Source organism: Pseudomonas sp. SDO55104_S430, assembly GCF_054070595.1.
In genome coordinates this window covers 16,799-35,515 of sequence record NZ_JBSVXG010000028.1, presented here as the reverse complement: position 1 = coordinate 35,515, position 18,717 = coordinate 16,799, and the positions used below count along the sequence as shown (strand labels likewise).

General features: G+C 62.0%; 12 protein-coding genes. 6 read left to right on the top strand and 6 right to left on the bottom strand.

The genetic code is table 11. The features are described from left to right. Positions 1-101 precede the first annotated feature (101 nt). Entirely contained in the window at positions 102-1,550 is a 1,449-nt protein-coding gene (locus ACW9JE_RS08065; RefSeq protein WP_457432442.1) for a sensor histidine kinase, read from the bottom strand. Positions 1,551-1,838: 288 nt separating this feature from the next. Between ACW9JE_RS08065 and ACW9JE_RS08060 the strand changes: the two genes are divergently transcribed. From ACW9JE_RS08060 to ACW9JE_RS08035, 6 genes are all read left to right on the top strand, one after another. After that, positions 1,839-3,185 carry a hypothetical protein gene (locus ACW9JE_RS08060; RefSeq protein WP_457432441.1) on the top strand — a complete coding sequence of 449 codons (1,347 nt, stop codon included), beginning with the start codon at positions 1,839-1,841 and terminating at the stop codon, positions 3,183-3,185. A 35-nt stretch (positions 3,186-3,220) separates the two neighbouring features. Then, positions 3,221-5,476 (top strand): Ig-like domain-containing protein, encoded by a 2,256-nt coding sequence (locus ACW9JE_RS08055; RefSeq protein ID WP_457432440.1) that lies wholly within the window; start codon positions 3,221-3,223, stop codon positions 5,474-5,476. A 59-nt stretch (positions 5,477-5,535) separates the two neighbouring features. Continuing rightward, positions 5,536-6,000 carry a curlin gene (locus tag ACW9JE_RS08050; protein WP_224535095.1) on the top strand — a complete coding sequence of 155 codons (465 nt, stop codon included), beginning with the start codon at positions 5,536-5,538 and terminating at the stop codon, positions 5,998-6,000. Positions 6,001-6,027: 27 nt separating this feature from the next. Next, positions 6,028-7,476 (top strand): curlin, encoded by a 1,449-nt coding sequence (locus ACW9JE_RS08045; RefSeq protein WP_224535097.1) that lies wholly within the window; start codon positions 6,028-6,030, stop codon positions 7,474-7,476. A 1,656-nt stretch (positions 7,477-9,132) separates the two neighbouring features. Further along, positions 9,133-11,244 (top strand): ATP-binding protein, encoded by a 2,112-nt coding sequence (locus ACW9JE_RS08040; protein ID WP_457432439.1) that lies wholly within the window; start codon positions 9,133-9,135, stop codon positions 11,242-11,244. Between the two features lie 149 nt (positions 11,245-11,393). Beyond that, a complete protein-coding gene (locus ACW9JE_RS08035) occupies positions 11,394-14,030 on the top strand; it encodes an excinuclease ABC subunit A (protein WP_457432438.1) in 2,637 nt (878 codons plus the stop codon). Between the two features lie 110 nt (positions 14,031-14,140). Here the strand turns inward: ACW9JE_RS08035 and ACW9JE_RS08030 are convergent, their stop codons facing one another. Genes ACW9JE_RS08030 through ACW9JE_RS08010 form a run of 5 tightly spaced genes read right to left on the bottom strand, consistent with a single transcriptional unit; the run spans position 14,141 to position 18,715 of the window. Then, complete coding sequence (locus ACW9JE_RS08030) at positions 14,141-16,087, bottom strand: response regulator (RefSeq protein ID WP_457432437.1); 1,947 nt, start codon at positions 16,085-16,087, stop codon at positions 14,141-14,143. Further along, positions 16,077-16,952 (bottom strand): sensor histidine kinase, encoded by an 876-nt coding sequence (locus ACW9JE_RS08025; protein ID WP_457432436.1) that lies wholly within the window; start codon positions 16,950-16,952, stop codon positions 16,077-16,079. Before ACW9JE_RS08025 ends, ACW9JE_RS08030 begins: the two co-directional genes overlap by 11 nt. After that, the gene (locus tag ACW9JE_RS08020; RefSeq protein ID WP_457432447.1) at positions 16,945-17,955 is read right to left on the bottom strand and encodes an ATP-binding protein; all 1,011 of its coding nucleotides are present in this window, start codon (positions 17,953-17,955) and stop codon (positions 16,945-16,947) included. The genes ACW9JE_RS08025 and ACW9JE_RS08020 overlap by 8 nt, the downstream gene beginning before the upstream one ends. Continuing rightward, positions 17,952-18,356, bottom strand: coding sequence for an anti-sigma regulatory factor (locus ACW9JE_RS08015; protein WP_224538367.1), 405 nt, complete (start codon positions 18,354-18,356; stop codon positions 17,952-17,954). The genes ACW9JE_RS08020 and ACW9JE_RS08015 overlap by 4 nt, the downstream gene beginning before the upstream one ends. Continuing rightward, positions 18,353-18,715, bottom strand: coding sequence for an STAS domain-containing protein (locus tag ACW9JE_RS08010; protein WP_224538363.1), 363 nt, complete (start codon positions 18,713-18,715; stop codon positions 18,353-18,355). Before ACW9JE_RS08010 ends, ACW9JE_RS08015 begins: the two co-directional genes overlap by 4 nt. Positions 18,716-18,717 lie beyond the last annotated feature (2 nt).

Below are 18,717 nucleotides of genomic sequence, written 5' to 3'. Positions count from 1 at the left end.
CAACATCAATTTGCCATGCCTCGGGAGCAGCGACTGGGGAATGACACCCGCTAGCGGGGAAAGTTCACACCTAACTTGGGGAAGTTGATGACGAGCGCTGATCAGGAAACCAGCTTGAACGACAGGCGCACCGAGGTGCCCTCGCCTTCACGGCTGTCGAGAGTCACGGTGCCGCCAAAGCGCTCCATGATCCGTTTGACCAGGACCAGCCCGACACCGAGCCCGCCCTGCTTGGTGGTGAAAAACGGCCGGAAGGCCATTTTGCGTTGTTCTTTGGTCATGCCTTTGCCGGTGTCGCTGACGACCACCACCACGCCCTGAACATGGGCCGGCGCCATGACAATCGTCAGCGTGCCGCCTTCGTCCATGGCCTCCAGCGCGTTGGCCAGCAGGCTGTTGAGGATCTGCGTCAGCTGTACCTGCTGGCTGACCACCATGGGCGTTTCCCTGGGCTCGAACACCACATTGATCCGCCCCTTGGCGATCTGCTGTTCAAAGGCCATCAGGCTGTCGTACAGCGAAGCCACCAGATTCACCGACTCGGCCTCGTCATTGAGCGGTCGCAACGACTGCAGCAACTCGCGCACCCACTTCGACATGCGGTCGACCTGACCGATGATGTCGTTGATGTTCTTGTGCGCCGCGCCGCTGTCGAATTCCAGCGCCAGTTCTGCGCTCGAACGAATGGTCGCGAGAGGATTGCGCAAACTGTGGGCCACGGCCGATGACATCTCGCCCAGGGCGACGAAGGTTTCGTTGGTGATCAGCTGTTTTTGCTGGGTCGCCAGCAATATCGCCGCACGTCGCACGATCCAGTACAGCCCGAAATAAATCAGCGCCCCGCCCAGCGCCGTAGCCACCCAGATCAGCACCAGCCCACGCTCCATGCGATTGATCAGGTCCTTGGGTTCCTTGTAGATCTCGACCATGGCCACTACGTTCTTGCCTTCAATGTCGAACAACGGAATGTAGTTTTCGATGAAGATGTATTCCGGCGCGGTGATAAATTTCTGCTCCATGCGCGTCTTGTCGACATCGTGATAGCTGGCTGAAACCGGGGTCTTGGTGGAGAAGGCCTTGTCGAGATCTTCGTCGGTATGAATCGTGGTGCCCATCAGGGCCGGGTTGGTGGACCAGATCACCATGCGGTCGGGGGCATAGATATTGGCCAGGATCACATCCGGCAAATGCTCGATGTGGTCGAGAAATTCGCCACGGGCGTTGGCCCGGGCCAGCGGGTCGACATCGGCAAATTCCCGGTCCTTGCGCGGATCGAGCAGTTCGCCCATGGTCCGCACATTGGGAATCGCCACGTGGCGCACCTCGGCCGAAGCGATGGCCTGGATGAATTGTGAGGTCAGCAATGCATCACGCTGCACGCTTTCGGTAATCACGAATTTGGTCGACACCGAGCCCAAAGCAACAGCCACAGTGCCGATCACCGCCAGGCTGATCAGGGAAAACCAGCGCAGCAGATTGAACGGTTGTTTGCGCGTGCTCAAGCGGATATCACCTTTGTCCGACTGCAGTGTCTTGGCCAGCGTGGTCATGAATGCCTTTTCCCCAAATGCCCCTATAGCTTTATAGCCCACTGCTGGCAGTTTGCCCGACTGCGGGGACATTCCCCACTTTCCCCCCACCCATCTTGAGCCCCCACCTACCCCCAATTATGGGGAAAAAGGCCCGTTCCCACATTTGGGGGAACCGTCCCCCAACATCAGGTCAACGCCTGTGTGCCGGGCCTCTCGCGGCTGAATTCGGCAATTGGCATGGGAGTTGCCGAAGACCTGCCAACTGACCCATTTCAAGGGACAGGTACTTTGATAGAGGGAATACTCATGCACCCTTTACTGTCCAAAACCGCGATCGCACTGGCTGTGACCGCCCTGGCCCAAGGCGTTGCTCAAGCCGCGTTGTTCGCTGTAGATACCGGCCCTTACCTGCCAGCCACCGGTGGCTTCGCTGCCTGGTATCAGGACACCCACGGAAGGACCCTTGATCTTTGCCTGACCAAAGCTGTCAGTTCCAGGGTTGCAGGCGCTCCAGGCGCACCAGCCTACATGTGCCTTTTGAATCCCAATCCCGGCATTTTCGACGACACGCAGCCGATCGTTTTCCCGACCAACTTTCCCGATGAAGCGTTCTGGTTTACCGGTGACGGTTCGATCGTCGACGCCGCCCGCGGTATCGATCTGACCTACGTCAGCGCACTGGAAGCCGCCTTCGCCGCCGAAGATCCGGTCGAGGGTGATCAGGTCAGTTTTGGCCGGATCCGTATTCGGGTCGACGTGCCCGTTGCCGGCACCTATGTCATTACCCACCCCTACGGCGTGGATGTGTTCAACGTCGATACCCCCGGCCGTCGCGCGATCAACATGACCCGCGATATCGGCATCGGCTCGCCGAAAACCTACGACGGCGCACTCAAGAGCGACCTCGGCCCATTCCTGCGCAGTCTTAACGGTCCTTACACCGAGACCAACCCGGTTACCGGTGCGGCGGAACAGTTCGTGGGTGACCCGAACGTGGAAGAAGCCTTCACCGGCAGCCCGTTCAACACCAACTACATCCGCATCGAAGGCCCTGGCGGGATCGACCTGCGCACGACGGTGATGGCCATCTCCGGCAAGTTGTCGACCGTGGCCCGCCCGACTCCGATCATTGCCGAGCGCAGCACTTACTCGCGCAAGGCCGGTGCCAGCGCACCGGTCGCCCAGCAGGACGTGTTCGTGATGGCCCCGCCACCACCGGCCACCGTGACCCTGACCAGCAACACCCCGGCACTGAACCTGACCGAGGCCGACACCACCGGCCACTGGTACGCCCAGTCCGCCACCAACCCGACGTTGCCGAGCACCTTGTCATTGATCGCCGACAACCATGTGGCCATCCCCAGCAGCACGCCGACCACGGTGGCTTCGCCGCTGACCGACCTGGTGGTGATCTCCCAGGCTGAATACAACCTGCACACCGGGCAGCTCACCGTCGTGGCCTCCACCAGCGATGAAGTTTCACCTCCGGTGCTCACCGTCACCTCCGGTACCGGTGTCGCGATCGGCGCCCTGAGCGGCGACGGCGCGGTGAAATCGCTGTCGACCGGCATCTCGCCGATTCCGCCGGCCAAGGTCAAGGTGACGTCATCCAATGGCGGTACCGACATCGAAGACGTGGTCATCGTGCAATGAACGCACTCATGCCCAGATCCGTATCAGGAGGCATCATGAACAAGTGGCCACGCTTCGCACTCAACGCGCTCGGGCTGACGATCTCGCTCTCCGGCAGTGCTGCGTTCGCGCAACTCGCCGCGGTCGACCCCGGCCCCTACACCTTCGCCACGGGGAAATTCCCCATGTGGTATCAGGACAACAACCTGCTTTCGCTGGAACTGTGCCAATCCAAGGCCACCAGTACCCGGGCGCCTGGCGCTCCCGGCGCTCCTGCCTACATGTGCATCCTGAACCCTGAGCCGGGAGTCTTCGACGACACCCAGCCTCTGGTGTTCCCCGACAACTGGCCACCAGAAGCCTTCTGGTTCCTGGCTGAAACCAGCATCGCCAACAACGCCGCCGGTTATGGCGTGGATGCCTATGTGGCCGGGATCGAAGCGGCATTCGCTGCGGAAAACCCGGTCGAAGGCGACCAGCAGAGCTTCGCGCGGATTCGCATGCGGATAAACATTCCCGTCGCCGGGACCTACACCATCACTCACCCCTATGGCCAGGAAACGGTCAACGTCACCGCACCGGGCCGCCGGGCGATCAACATCACCCGTGACGTCGGCATCGGCGCACCGGGCAATTTCACTGGCGCGCTCGGTGGTGCGATCGGTCCATTCCTGCGCAGCGTCAACGGGCCTTACACCGAAGTGAACCCGGAGACCGGCGCCATCGATACTTTCGTGGGCGACCCGAACATCAGCGAAGCGGTCACCGGCAGCCCCAACAACACCAACTTCCTGCGCATCCAGGGTCCGGCGGGCACCATCCAGACCACACTCTTTACCGTCTCCGGCAAAGTGCTCGACAACCGTCAGCAAACCCCTGTGGAAATCGGTCGAGCCACATACCGCCGAACCTCTACCGGCCCCGGCACCAGCAGCACCCAGGTGGAAGTCTTCGGTAAATCGCCGACCGGTTCCAGCCTGTGCTTCCGCGAAACGGTGGCACTGCTTCCCGGACCACCGCCCACACCTTGCCTGACCGCCATGGTCGGCGACCCCAATGGCCAGTTCTTCGCCCAGCGACTGGTCGGCCCCAACGTGCCACCGGTGGTGGTGGTGACTGCCACCAATCCGAGCGGCACCACTCGGCCAACAGCCGTATCGAGCAAGGTCTCGGACGTTGTGAAAGTGCAGACTGCGCGCTACAGCTGGAGCGATCACACGCTGCGCATCGAAGCCAGGTCCACTGATGAAGTGGTGGTTCCGGATATGGTTGCCCAGGGTTTCGGTCGCCTGACCAAGTCCGGCACGCTGCAAACCCTGACGGTTACCGATCTGCGCCAGCCACCGGCCACTGTCACCATCAAATCCGCCGCCGGCGGTGTCGATGTCGAACCTGTGGTCGTGGTCGGTACAGCGCCGGATACCGGTGAGAACCAGGCACCGATCTCCATCGCCGACACCGGCAACACCAGCTTCGGGGTGCCAATTACCCTCAACGTGCTGGCCAACGACAGCGATCCGGATAACAACAATCCGCTGAGCATCACCGCGTTGACTCAACCACCTGCAGGCCAGGGCACCGTCGTACTGAGCGGTACTACCGCGGTCGTCTACACCCCGCCAGCGGTCGTCAATGCTCCGCTGACCACGTCATTCACCTACAAGGCGCAAGACGTGAAAGGCCTGGCCTCGACCACGGCGGCAACCGTGACCATCACCGTGGCGCCTAACCAGGCTCCGACGGCGGTGGCCGACAGCGCCACGACATTGGGTGTGGCAATCCCTATCGATGTGCTGGTCAACGACACCGATCCGGAAAACAACCTGCCGCTCGCCGTCAGCAGTTTCACTCAGCCACCGGCAGGTCGCGGCACCGTTACCAACAATGGTACCGGCCTGACCTATACCCCACCGGCCACGGTCACGACGGCCTTCACCACGACCTTCGCCTACTTCGTCCGGGACAGCTTCGGCGCCGTCTCGACGACTCCGGCAACGGTCACGGTGCAAGTCTCGCCACGGCCTGCTGCGGAAACCTTCGCGGTGACCACGGCGACGGTGTCGGCCCGCTCCAATAACCGCTTCACCTGGGACTTTGCAGGGACCTCGTCGGTGACCACAGGCAACACCATCACCATCAGAGTCACTACCCCAACCGGGCTGCAGACCCTGGGCACCACCACGGTGCCGGTGACCGGTCGCTGGCGGTTCACTGCGAACAACAACACCGCAGTGGTTCCGTCGGCGAACCCGACCGCCACCATCACCTCGTCCCAAGGCACCACCCGCACAGTTCAGGTGATTTCGAACTGAGCCCACGCCCCCTCCACTCACCGGGTGGAGGGGCCCGATTCTCGCGAAGGGAAGACACCATGAAAAAGTCGACCGCCGCCCTGCTCTGCCTGCTCCTGCTTTGCGGCACTGCCGGGGCGCGGGCCGACGATTTGATGGAGAACGATGACCTGGCGCCCGGCGCCGATCTGGGTGAGCTGCCACCTGTAGTGATAGGCCAGCACGCACTGATCGACCAGAACGGCCAGGCCAACATCGCACTGGTGCAACAGAACGGCCAGTCGCTGCTCGGCCAGATCGTGCAGCAAGGGAGCAATCAGGAAGCCTACATCCTGCAACAAGGCAGCGACCTGATGGCATTGATCAACCAGCAGGGTTACGGCAACTCCGCGTCGATTACCCAGACCGGCAGCAGTAACCGCGCACAGATATCCCAGAACGGCAACAACAACGACGCCAACATCGTCCAGGCTGGCACGGGGCAGCAGAGTGCTGTGACCCAGGCAGGAAATGGAATGAGCGTTTCGGTCACCCAATATCGCTAAAGCACTGCACTTCTTGGAGGTTTCATCATGTTCAAATTGACGCCCCTTACCGCCGCAATCCTGGTTGTTGTCAGTGTCCAGGCAATGGCCGATGAAAGCGAATCCACCCAGGGCCAATACGGTACCGCCAACATCGCCGACGTGAAGCAGAGCAACGCGCCCGGCAGCACCATTACCCAGCTGCAGGTCGGCTCCGGCAACGACGCGGCCGGCGTGCAGGACACCGCCACCAGCACCATCACCCAGAACCAGGTCGGCGATTACAACGCCGGTTACGCCGAGCAGTTGTTCGAAGACGGCAGCGTCATCACCCAGAACCAGCTCGGCGCCCTCAACGTCGCCCATGCCAGCCAGTCGATCGGTGTCGGCAGCGGTGAGGTGTTGCAGCAGCAGGAAGGCAACGGCAACTTCTCGTTCGTCTATCAGGACAGTCAGGAAGGCACCACCGGCCATACCTTCCAATATGGTGACAACCACCAGGCCAACATCGAACAGATCCAGGTCGGCGGCGGCAACAACTCCGTGCTCATCCAGTACGGCGACAGCAACTACGCCACCGCCGAACAGATCGCTCAGATGAACGGGCAGATCAGCATCAACCAGTCCGGCAACGTCAACTACGCCTATGCCGATCAGCGTTACGGCGACGGCAGCACCACGACCATCAACCAGTTGGGCGACGAAAACGGCACCGAGGTCTGGCAGGACACCCAGGTCGCCAGCTCGGCCACCATCAACCAGTTCGGCAACACCAACGAAACCATCGTCGACCAGAGCTACGGCTCGGATAACGTGGCCAATGTGCTGCAAGTGGGTGACCTCAACGCCATCTATGCCGACCAGTTCGAGTCGATCGGTTCCACCGTCGGCATTTACCAGGAAGGCGTTGGCAACGTGCACTTCACCTACCAGAGCGGCGACAGCCATGTGCTCAATGCCAACTCGGTGGGTAACGACAACAAGGTCTACGCCAGCGACTGGAAAGGCCCGCAACTGGGCGGCCAGTTCGGTTCCAGCCAGCGCGCCACCGTCAACCAGAACGGCGATGGCAACGTTGCCAGCTTCAAGCAGGATGGCATCGGCCACATCATGACCACCAACCAGACCGGTACCGGCAACAAAACCACAGTCAGCCAGGCCGATTCCTATAACGAGCTGTACTTTGACCAGAACGGCAGCGACAACGTCCTGATCGCCGATCAGCGCGGCACCACCAACCTGGCCCAGGGCAGCACCAACGGCACCGGCAACAGCACCGAGTTCAACCAGGAAGGCACCGGCAACCAGGCGTACACCACACAGCTGTACGGCGAGGACAACATGATCACCGTCAAGCAGGCTGACACCATGAACGTGGCCTATGTCACCCAGGGCGGTACCGGCAACATCACCAGCGTCGACCAGGGCGGCAATTCCCAGACTGCGAACGTTCAACAGTTTGGCGATGCCAACCAGGCGACCGTGTATCAAAGATAATCGCGCGGCGTGAAAACCGCGGCCCTTGGGGGAGGGTCGCGGTTTTTTTTATGGCTGGGATTTGGTGAGTGAGATATCTGCGGGCAACGCTGAATCTCTGTGGGAGCTGGCTTGCCTGCGATGGCGGCCTTAGAGCCGACCTTTATCTCACGGATGTACCCAGATCCATTGTGGGAGCGAGCCTGCTCGCGATGCTTTTCTGAGTACATATCCATTTCTGCGGTAACGGCTGCTATCGGTTCCGCCCTTACGGCGGGTCACTTTGAAAAGCGCAAAGTAACCAAACGCTTTTATCCCCTGACGTACGGTGCCTCGCTGTGGCTCGGCATTCCCTCGCTCCGGTCCTGCTCCGTGGGCCCGCCGCCATCGGCCATCCATGGCCGGGGGCGGCTAACCCGGCATCCATGCCGGGTTGCCCACTGCGCAGAACCTGCGCTCGGCCTTCCGACGGGGCACCTCAAAATCAAAAGCCAAAGCAAAGCAAAAGCGAGGCGGCCTACCGGCCGGCCTGGCTGTGGTTTCGTGTAGGAGCCGAGCTTGCTCGCGATGCACGCCAGGGCGTCGCGGGGCATCAGGTAGCCCGCGTTATCGTTGACCACCATCGCGAGCAAGCTAGCTCCTACAGGGATTCGAGGTCGCCCGCAGATTTGTGCCTGACCAACAAACCTGTGGGAGCTGGCTTGCCAGCGATGGCGGACTGACAGCCAACCTGATTTCCCGGATGTACCCCAAACCAATGTGGGAGCGGGCTTGCTCGCGAATGCGGTGTGTCATTCAACAGTGATGTCGCCTGACACTGCCTCTTCGCGAGCAAGCCCGCTCCCACAAGTGTGATGTGTCGATCACAAAAATGGTGAACGACCCGACCACTGTAGGAGCCGAGTTTGCTCGCGATGAACGAGAGACCACCACGGGGCATCAGGCAGCCAGCGTTATCGTTAACGACCATCGCGGGCAAGCCCGCTCCCACAGGTTGTATGTCGACTGCAAAAAATGGTGAACGACGCGATCACTGTAGGAGCCGAGCTTGCTCGCGATGCACGACAGGGCACCACGGGGCATCAGGCAGCACGCGTCATCGTTGAACACCATCGCGGGCAAGCCCGCTCCCACAGGGGGACGCGGGCGCTTCAAGGGCCAGGTCGGCTTTCAGGCCGCCTCGGCTTTGCGGTGTCGGCCGCCTCGAGAGGCCGAGTGGAGGTTCTGCGCAGTGGGCAACCCGGCATGGATGCCGGGTTAGCCGCCCCCGGCCATGGATGGCCGATGGCGGCGGGCCCACGGAGCAGGACCGGAAGGAGGGCATGCCGAGCCTAGGCGAGGCACCGAACGTCAGGGGCACGAGCGCTTTGGTTACTTTCGCGCTTTTCGAAAGTGACCCGCTGTAAGAGCGGAACCATAAGCAGCCGTTACCGCAGCAACGGATATGTACACCATCAAAAAGCTCGCGAGCAGGCTCGCTCCCACAGTGGTCTTGTGTACATCAGGAAGAATCGGGTTGTCTGTGAGGCCGCTTTCGCGAGCAAGCCCGCTCCCACAAAGTCCCGTGCCAGCAGGGTAAAGATGCAAGACTGGACATTCAGCTATACCTCCAGGAACGATTGGCATCCACAACGCTCGAAACAAACGGGTGCAATCACCGGAACTCAGAGCCAGCCAATGCAGTTTCTAGACGATAGCCACGGGTGTGCAGGTTGGAGCGGTGAAATGGCCGGGCGCATTCGTGCGTTCGACTGGAGCCGCACCGAGCTTGGAAGCATCGATACCTGGCCCAGAAGCCTGATCAGCACGGTGCAGTTGATGCTCGCCTCACCGCTGCCGATGGTGATGCTCTGGGCCCGGCCCGGCTACATGATCTACAACGATGCCTATTCGATCTTCGCTGGCGGCCGCCATCCTTACCTGCTGGGTTCCCCGGTGGAACTGGGCTGGCCGGAAGTGGCCGACTTCAATCGCAATGTGGTCGATACCTGCCTGGCCGGTGGCACCTTGTCCTATCGCAATAAAGAGCTGGTGCTGCTGCGCGCCGGTGTGCCCGAAGACGTCTGGATGGACCTCTATTACAGCCCGGTGGCCAACGACGAAGGAATGCCCGCCGGGGTCATGGCCATGGTGGTGGAAACCACCGAACTGGTGATTTCCGAGCGCCTGCGCCAGGCCGCCGAAAATGCCTATCGCGCCGACAATGAGCGTGTCCGCCTGGCGCTGAATGCCGGTGCGTTGCTCGGTTCGTTCGTCTGGGACATCAAGGCCAATGTACTCAGCGGCGATGAACGCTTTGCCCGGACCTTTTCCTTTCCTCCCGGCCAGCCGCTGGACAACCTGCCCCAGGACCTCGCCGAAGCGCAGATCCACCCCGACGACCGCAGCTGGGTGCAGGAGCAGGTCCAGCGCTCAGTGCAGACCGGCGCCCCCTTCAACACCGAATACCGCGTCCTGCGCCCCGACGGCAGTTACCTGTGGGTACAGGCCAGCGGTTGCTGCGAGTTCGATGAGCAGGGCCAGCCTTTACGCTTCCCCGGGGTGCTGATCGACATCCATGAACGCAAGATTGCCGAAGAGTCGTTGCTCAAGTTCACCCGCAATCTCGAGCAGCGGGTGGCCGATGAAGTGGAAGGGCGGCTGTTGGCGGAGGAGCAGTTGCGCCAGTCGCAGAAACTCGAAGCCATCGGCGGACTTACCGGCGGCGTGGCCCACGACTTCAACAACCTGCTGCAGGTGATCTCTGGCAACCTGCACCTGCTGGCACGCCACGAGGCGGGCAATGCCAATGTGCAACGTCGGGTGAGCGCATCGATTGCAGCCGTCGAGCGTGGGGCCAAGCTGTCGTCGCAATTGCTCGCCTTCGCCCGTCGCCAACCGCTGTCTCCGGCGATTTGTACACCGCAGCAGATTTTCGACGGCTTGGGAGAGTTGCTGCAGCGAGCGCTCGGGGAAACCGTTGAGATCCGGATGACCGCTGCCGACGATCCCTGGCCGGTGTTCGTCGATCGCAACCAACTGGAAAACACCATCCTCAACCTGGCGATCAACGCCCGTGATGCGATGTTGGGCGAGGGGATCATTGAACTTTGCGCTGACAACATCCACCTCGACGAGTCGTTCTGCGCGGGCAAGGACATTACCACCGGCGACTACATGCGCGTGACGGTGGCCGACTCGGGCTCGGGCATGTCGCCGCAGGTTCTGGCCCACGCGTTCGAGCCTTTTTTCACCACCAAGCCCGACGGTCAGGGCACGGGGTTGGGCCTGAGCATGGTGTTCGGTTTCGTCAAACAGAGCGGTGGGCACGTGGAGATGTCCAGTGTGGTCGGAGAGGGCACGCGGGTGCAGCTGTATTTCCCCCGCAGCCTGCGCTCGGTGCCCCGGGAAACTTCGGTCACTGATGTACCGCCGCGAGGCGGGCGTGAACGCATTCTGGTGGTGGAGGACAACGATGCGGTGCGGGTGTCCACCGTGGAGATGTTGCAGGAAGAGGGTTATCAGGTGCTGACAGCCGCCAACGCCGACATTGCCATGCAGATGTTGCTCGATGGTGCGGAGGTGGACCTTATCTTTACCGATGTGGTCATGCCCGGCCTGATCAAGAGCTCGGACCTCGGCGCCTGGGCCAAGGTCCAGAATCCGTCGGTGGCGGTGCTGTTCACCTCGGGCCACACCCGTGACATTATCTCGCGCAACCACCAGCTCAGCCCCGACACGCATTTGCTGAGCAAACCCTATAGCCCGCAGGCGCTGATGCAGATGATTCGCGCGGTGCTCAACGGCTAAATGCTTTCTGTAGGAGCGAGCACGCTCGCGATGAACGCCAGAGCACCGCGGGGTATCAGGCTGTCAGCGTTATCGTTGACGACCATCGCGAGCATGCTCGCTCCTACAGGGGGCAATTGCATCCGACCCACTTTGAACAAGGCCACCCGATGACCTCCAACCGCAGCGCGAACCCTCCTTCAGGCATGGTCAGGGTGCGGGGCGCCCGGGAGCACAATCTCAAGAACATCGACGTCGACATTCCCCGCGATGCGCTGGTGGTGTTTACCGGGGTGTCCGGGTCGGGCAAGTCGTCCCTGGCGTTTTCCACGCTCTATGCCGAGGCCCAGCGTCGCTATTTCGAGTCGGTGGCGCCCTATGCGCGGCGGCTGATCGATCAGGTCGGGGTGCCGGATGTGGACTCCATCGAGGGCCTGCCCCCGGCGGTGGCCTTGCAGCAGCAACGGGGCACGCCGAGTACGCGCTCGTCCGTGGGTAGCGTCACCACCCTGTCGAGCCTGATCCGCATGCTCTATTCCCGCGCCGGCAGTTACCCGGCGGGGCAGCCGATGCTCTACGCCGAAGACTTTTCCCCCAATACGCCCCAGGGCGCGTGCCCTGAATGTCATGGCCTGGGCCGGGTCTATGAAGTCACCGAAGCGTTGATGGTGCCGGACCCGAGCCTGACCATCCGCCAGCGCGCCGTCGCGTCCTGGCCCCTGGCCTGGCAGGGCCAGAACCTGCGGGACATCCTGGTGACCATGGGCTATGACGTCGACATCCCCTGGCGCGACCTGCCGAAAAAACAGCGTGACTGGATTCTCTTCACCGAAGAAACCCCGACGGTGCCGGTGTACGCCGGGCTCACCCCGGAAGAAACCCGCGTCGCCCTCAAGCGCAAGATGGAGCCCAGCTACCAGGGGACTTTCACCGGCGCCCGTCGCTACATCCTGCACACCTTCACCCATTCGCAAAGCGCGCTGATGAAGAAGCGCGTCTCGCAATTCATGCTCGGCAGCCCGTGCCCGCTTTGCGATGGCAAGCGCCTCAAGCGTGAAGCGCTGTCGGTGACCTTCGCCGGTTACGACATCGGCGAGCTGGCGCAGATGCCGTTGCTGCAACTGGCCGAAGTGCTGAGACCGGTGGCGGCCGAACAGTATCTGCATGAGGGCGAAGAGGCGGGTGAAGTGCTGAGCCACACCCAGACCCGCGAGGCCCGCAAAGAGCGCGTCGCCCACGGCGCCAGCGGACACGCCAATGCCCCTGACGTGCGTCATACGCCGAACCTGTCGGTGGAAAAGCGCCTCGCCGCGCAACGCATCGCCCAGGATCTGCTGGAGCGGGTCAGCACTCTGACCGATCTGGGTCTCGGTTATCTGGCGCTGGAGCGCAGTACGCCGACGCTGTCCTCCGGCGAGTTGCAGCGCCTGCGCCTGGCCACGCAATTGGGCTCGCAACTGTTCGGGGTGATCTACGTGCTGGATGAACCTTCGGCGGGTCTGCATCCGGCGGATGGCGAGGCGTTGTTCGAAGCCTTGCAGCGTCTGAAGTCCGCCGGCAACACCCTGTTTGTGGTCGAGCACGACCTGGAAACCATGCGCCGTGCCGACTGGCTGATCGACGTCGGCCCGGCAGCGGGTGAACACGGTGGCCAGGTGTTGTACAGCGGCGCGCCGGCCGGGTTGGCGGACATCGCCGAATCACAGACCCGCGCTTATCTATTCGCCGAACACGACCGGTCAATTCGCGCACCGCGTCAGCCCAAGGACTGGCTGCGCCTGGAAGGCATCACCCGCAATAATCTCAACAAACTCGATGTCGAGTTTCCGCTGGGCTGCTTTACCGCAGTGACCGGCGTCTCCGGCTCCGGCAAATCGAGTCTTGTCAGCCAGGCCTTGCTGGAGTTGGTCGGCGCGCACCTCGGGCGTCCGGTCGCCGACAACGAATCCGAAGAACCGAGCCTGGAAGACGATGCGCCGCAAACCAATGGCGGTCAGGTCACGGCGGGGCTGGAGTCGATCAAGCGTCTGGTGCAGGTCGACCAGAAACCCATCGGCCGCACCCCGCGCTCCAACCTTGCGACCTACACCGGGCTGTTCGACAACGTGCGCAAGCTCTACGCCGCCACCCCCGAAGCCCAGACAGCCGGTTACGACGCCGGACAGTTCTCCTTCAACGTCGCCAAGGGTCGCTGCGCCACCTGCGAAGGCGAAGGCTTCGTCAGCGTCGAATTGCTGTTCATGCCCAGCGTCTATGCGCCGTGCCCGACCTGCCACGGCGCACGCTACAACCCGGACACCCTGGCGATCACCTGGCAGGGGCGCAACATCGCCCAAGTGCTGCAATTGACCGTCGATGAGGCCGTAGAGGTTTTCGCCGAACAAGCCAGCGTGCGTCGCTCGCTGGAAGTGCTGCGCGATATCGGCCTGGGCTATCTGCGCCTCGGTCAGCCGGCGACCGAGCTGTCCGGCGGCGAGGCCCAGCGCATCAAACTGGCCACGGAACTGCAGCGCAATCAGCGTGGGGCGACCTTGTATGTGCTGGATGAGCCAACCACCGGCCTGCATCCGCGGGATGTCGATCGGCTGCTGGAGCAATTGAACAATCTGGTGACGGCGGGGCACACGGTGATTGTGGTGGAGCATGAGATGCGGGTGGTGGCGCAGAGTGACTGGGTGATTGATATCGGTCCGGGGGCGGGGGATCAGGGTGGGAAGATTGTGGTGGCTGGGGTGCCGCAGAAGGTTGCCAAAAGCAAGAAGAGCAGGACTGGGCCGTTTTTGGCCAGGGTGTTGGACAAAGCTTGAATGAGTAGTGAATTGACTGGCCTCTTCGCGAGCAAGCCCGCTCCCACATTGGACCGAGTTCTACTGAGCAACGCGGTCAACTGTGGGAGCGGGCTTGCTCGCGAATGGATCTAACAGGCGCCATCAATCGTGCGCCTAACCTTGTCCAACAACTCACTGATCTGAAACGGCTTGATCAGCATGTCCATCCCATCCCCCAGAAACACCTGCCGATTGATCGCAGTCTCCGCATACCCGGTCATGAACAGGATCGGCAGTTGCCCGCGCCAGCCACGCGCAACATCCGCCAACTCCCGCCCGCTCATGCGCGGCAGGCCGACGTCGGTCAGCAGCAGGTCGATGGACGGGTCATTCTGCAGACGCTCGAGTGCCGTTTCGATATCAGCCGCCTGGGTGCAGCGGTAGCCGGCGTCCACCAGCACCTCGGCGACGAACATCCGCACCGACGCCGTGTCCTCGACGATCAATACATGCTCGCCAGCACCCTGTGGGTCGACGCTGGCCGGGGCGGTTTCCGCGGCCGTCGGATCGGTGCTGGCCGGCAGCATGATGGTCACTTCGGTGCCGCGTCGGGCCACACTGCGAATGTGCGCATTGCCCCCGGATTGCCGGGCGAAACCGTAGATGGTCGACAGTCCGAGTCCAGTGCCCTGGCCCAGGGGTTTGGTGGTGAAGAACGGGTCGAACACCTTGTCGATCACCGTATGATCGATACCGCTGCCGTCATCGCGCACCGACAGCGCGACGTAGGCGCCATCGGCCAGGTTCGGGTCGCCATGGGAGTAGGCGGCATAGGTATTGACCCAGACATTGCCGCCTTCGGGCAGGGCATCCCGAGCGTTGATCACCAGGTTGAGCACTGCGCTTTCCAGCTGAATCGGATCGACCAGGGCGATGGCGGCCTTGGAGGTCAGTTCCAGCTTAAGGCTGATGCGTTCACCAATCGTGCGTACCAACAGTTCTTCCAGCGAACGGATGTGATCGTTGATGTCCACCGGCCTGGTATCTAAGGGCTGCAGGCGAGCGAAGGCCAGCAGGCGATGGGTCAGGGCCGCGGCACTCATGGCCGAATTCAGGGCCGCTTCGGCATAGAACTGAACCTTGTCGGTGCGGCCATCTGCGGTGCGCTTCTGAATCAGTTCCAGGCTGGTGATGATGCCGGTGAGCAGGTTGTTGAAGTCGTGGGCGATGCCGCCGGTCAGCTTGCCCAGCGCATCCATTTTCTGCACCTGCAGCAGTTGCGCTTCAGTACGCGCCCGCTCGGCGACCTCTTTGGCCAATTGCGTGGTGGCATCGTCCAGGCGGGCCAGGTGCGAGCGCTCGCGGTGGCGGTGTTCTGTCACATCCTCGACAAATACCAGGCTCAACTGCGGGGTTCGGTAGGGCGAAATCTGCCATTCGGTTTCGCGGATTTCCCCCTCTACCCGCATGCACAAGGTGCCTTTCCAACGTTCGCCATAGGCCAGACGCAGGCGCAGTTCTTCGATGACGGACGCCTGATCTTCGGCAAAGCAATCGCGCAGAGTGTCCGGGTCGAGGTTGTCCTGGATCAGTTGGGCGAAGGCGTGATTGCACTCATGCACCTTCAAATCGGCATCGAGTACCGCGATGGGTGCCGAGACATTGACGAAGATCTCGCGAAAACGCGCCTCGCTTTCGCGCAAGGCATTCTCGGTTTCCCGCACCCGCAGCAGGGTGCGCAGGGTCGCCAGCAGCACATCCGGGTCGACCGGGTGGATCAGATAGGCATCGGCCCCGGCATCCAGGCCGGTAATGATGTCGCCGGTCTGGATCGAGGCCGCCGAAACATGCACCACCGGCAGCAAAGCGGTGGCCGGGTCCGAGCGCAGCTTGCGCACGATGTCGAAGCCGCTCATGTCCGGCAGGTTGACGTCGAGAATCAATGCATCGAGGGTGACACTGTCGATCAACTCCAGGCCTTCGCCACCGGTGCCGGCCTCGAGCACTTCGTAGCCGTGACGTTCCAGGCGCCGGCGCAGGGCATAGCGGGTGGCGACATTGTCATCGACGATCAGCAAGCGCAGATCACGTTTCATCAGCGGGCTCCATGGCGATGGCCAGCGGGATGATCACAAAAAAGGTCGACCCGCTGCCTGGCACACTCTCAAGCCCGACTTCACCGCCCAGCAAGCCTGCGAAGCGCTTGCACAGAGATAATCCGAGCCCGGTACCGCGCAGGCGTTTCTGCAGGGGTGAGTCGACTTGAGAAAAGTCTTCGAACAATGCGCCATGTAATTCGGGAGCGATACCGATTCCGGTGTCGCTGACGGCGAAACGCACTTTATCGCTATCTTCAAGCTGTGCCGACACCCTCACCTCACCGCGAGTGGTGAACTTCAGCGAGTTGGAGATGAAGTTGCGCAGGATCTGCCCCAGTTTCTTGTCGTCGGTGTACAGCCGTGGCAGGCCCACCGGCTCCTCGAAAATCAGGTCTACCGCGCTGGCGCTGACAATCGGGCGGAACATCCCGCGCAGGGCGGAGAAAAGGTCGAACATATCGAACCAGGCCGGGGAAATGGTGATGCGCCCGGCTTCGATTTTCGCAAGATCCAGCAAATCGTCGACCATGTCGCTCAGCTCTCTCGCCGAATTGCTGACGAAAGCCACCTGTTTGTGTTGCTCGGGGCTCAAAGGTCCGTCGAGTTCGTCCGAGAGCAGGCTGGCGATGCTCAGGATCGAGCCCAGCGGCGTGCGAAATTCATGGCTCATGTACGACAGGAAACGGCTTTTCAGATCAGAAGCCTGGCGCAGTTGTTCGGCCTGGGTATCGAGCTCCGCGTACAGTGCCAGCACCCCTTGGTTGGTTTCGTCCAGCTCGGCGCGCAGGGCCTCGGCTTCGCCCTTCAATTGAGCGATCAGCGCCGCTTGCTCGTCGTTGGGGCTGATGGGCGTATCAGACATGAGCAGCCTCCAGTGCAATGACCAGCACCGTGACATCGTCCCGTCCCCGGCAGAAATCACGGTGCAGTATGGCGGCGATCACGGCGGGGTGGCGATGCACGAGACCTGGGTAGTCCTGCAGGTTCCAGCGTGATTGCAGGCCGTCGCTGTACATGATCAAGAGTTGTCCGTTGATTTGAGCATAGTCAAAGGGTTGAGCCTTCCGGTAATGACCACCGACAATCCCCGGATGCGAGGCCAGTCCCCGGATTTTGTCCGGCGCGATGAGGCAAGCTCCGATGTTGCCGATCCCGACGAATTTCAGGTGATCGCCGGCGCAGTCGATTTGCGTGATAGCCACTGCGCCGCCGCGGGTGCCGATCATCGCCTCGTGCATACCTTCCAGCGCCAGCACCGGTGCTGCGAAAGGGGCGAGGGCGAAGGCCCGCTCGCCCGCCCGAGCAGCGAGTTCCGCGTCTTCGCCATGGCCCAGGCCGTCGATCACCAGGGCACTGATGCGCGGACCGTCATAAGCCAGATGCCAGACATCGCCGCAGGCCGGATCGTTGTGCATCGAATGCTGGCTGATACCGAAGCGCCGGTCCGGGGCCCGGTCCGAGCGTGGATACAAGCGTGTGAGCAGTACGGCACCCCGTGAATCGGCGTAGACGTCGAACACTTCGGTCTGGCGTGATACTGCGCCCAAACCGATGCCTTGGGTGCCACCCGTGGAGTAGCCGTCGGTCAGGCAGGCCTGCAGATCGAAGCCGTTGGCGCGATCGACAGCAACCATTTCGATACCGGTGCCACTTGAGCGAGGCAACACCCGCAGATGCAGCTCGCCGCTGTTGGCATGTTTGAGGATATTGCTGGCCAGTTCGGTCGCCACCAGCGCCACCCGTCCGGCGTCGGTCGCGTCGAAGCCGTGTTTCTCCGCCAGTTGCTGCGCGGTGCGTCGTGCGTAGCCTATCTGGCTGTTGTCCTCGATCGTCAACACCTGAGTCATTGAACCGCTGATATTCATGTCCATCGAGTGATCGTCACGCGGGTGCCCTTGCCTGGAGCGGTATCGAGTTCGAAATCATCCACCAGCCGTTTGGCCCCGGTCAGGCCCAGGCCGAGCCCGGAGCCTGAAGTCCAGCCGTCGGTCATTGCCAGTTTGATGTCGGGGATGCCGGGGCCTTCATCGCGAAAAGTCAGGCGCAGACCGGTGCGCGGACTTTCGTCGATGATCTGCCAGTCCATGTCGCCACCACCGCCGTAGACCATGGTGTTGCGCGCCAGCTCGCTGACAGCGGTTACCAGTTTGGTCAGGTCGATCAGGCGCATGCCGCACTCGGTTGCCAGCTTGCGCGCCAGCTGGCGGGCCAGGACCACGTCCTGTTCGATGTGAATCGGATGGGTGCCGCTGCTGCGCACGGTCATTGATCAAGTACTCGTTGCTGCAACAGTTTCATGCCGCGCTCGACGTTCAGCGCGGTGCTGACGCCGGGCAGGGTAAGGCCCAGTTCGACCAGAGTGATGGCCACCGCGGGCTGCATGCCGACCAGCACGGTCTGGGCGTCCATGATTTTCGACAGGCCCGAAATCGTCCCGATCATCCGGCCGATGAAGGAGTCGACCATGTCCAGCGCGGAAATATCGATCAACACGCCCCGGGCGGAAGTCTTGCTGATGCGCTCGGACAGATCGTCCTGAAGGGTCAGGGCCAACTGGTCATGCATGTCGACCTGAATTGTCACCAGCAGGAAAGGCCCCATTTGCAGAATCGGAATGCGCTCCATGG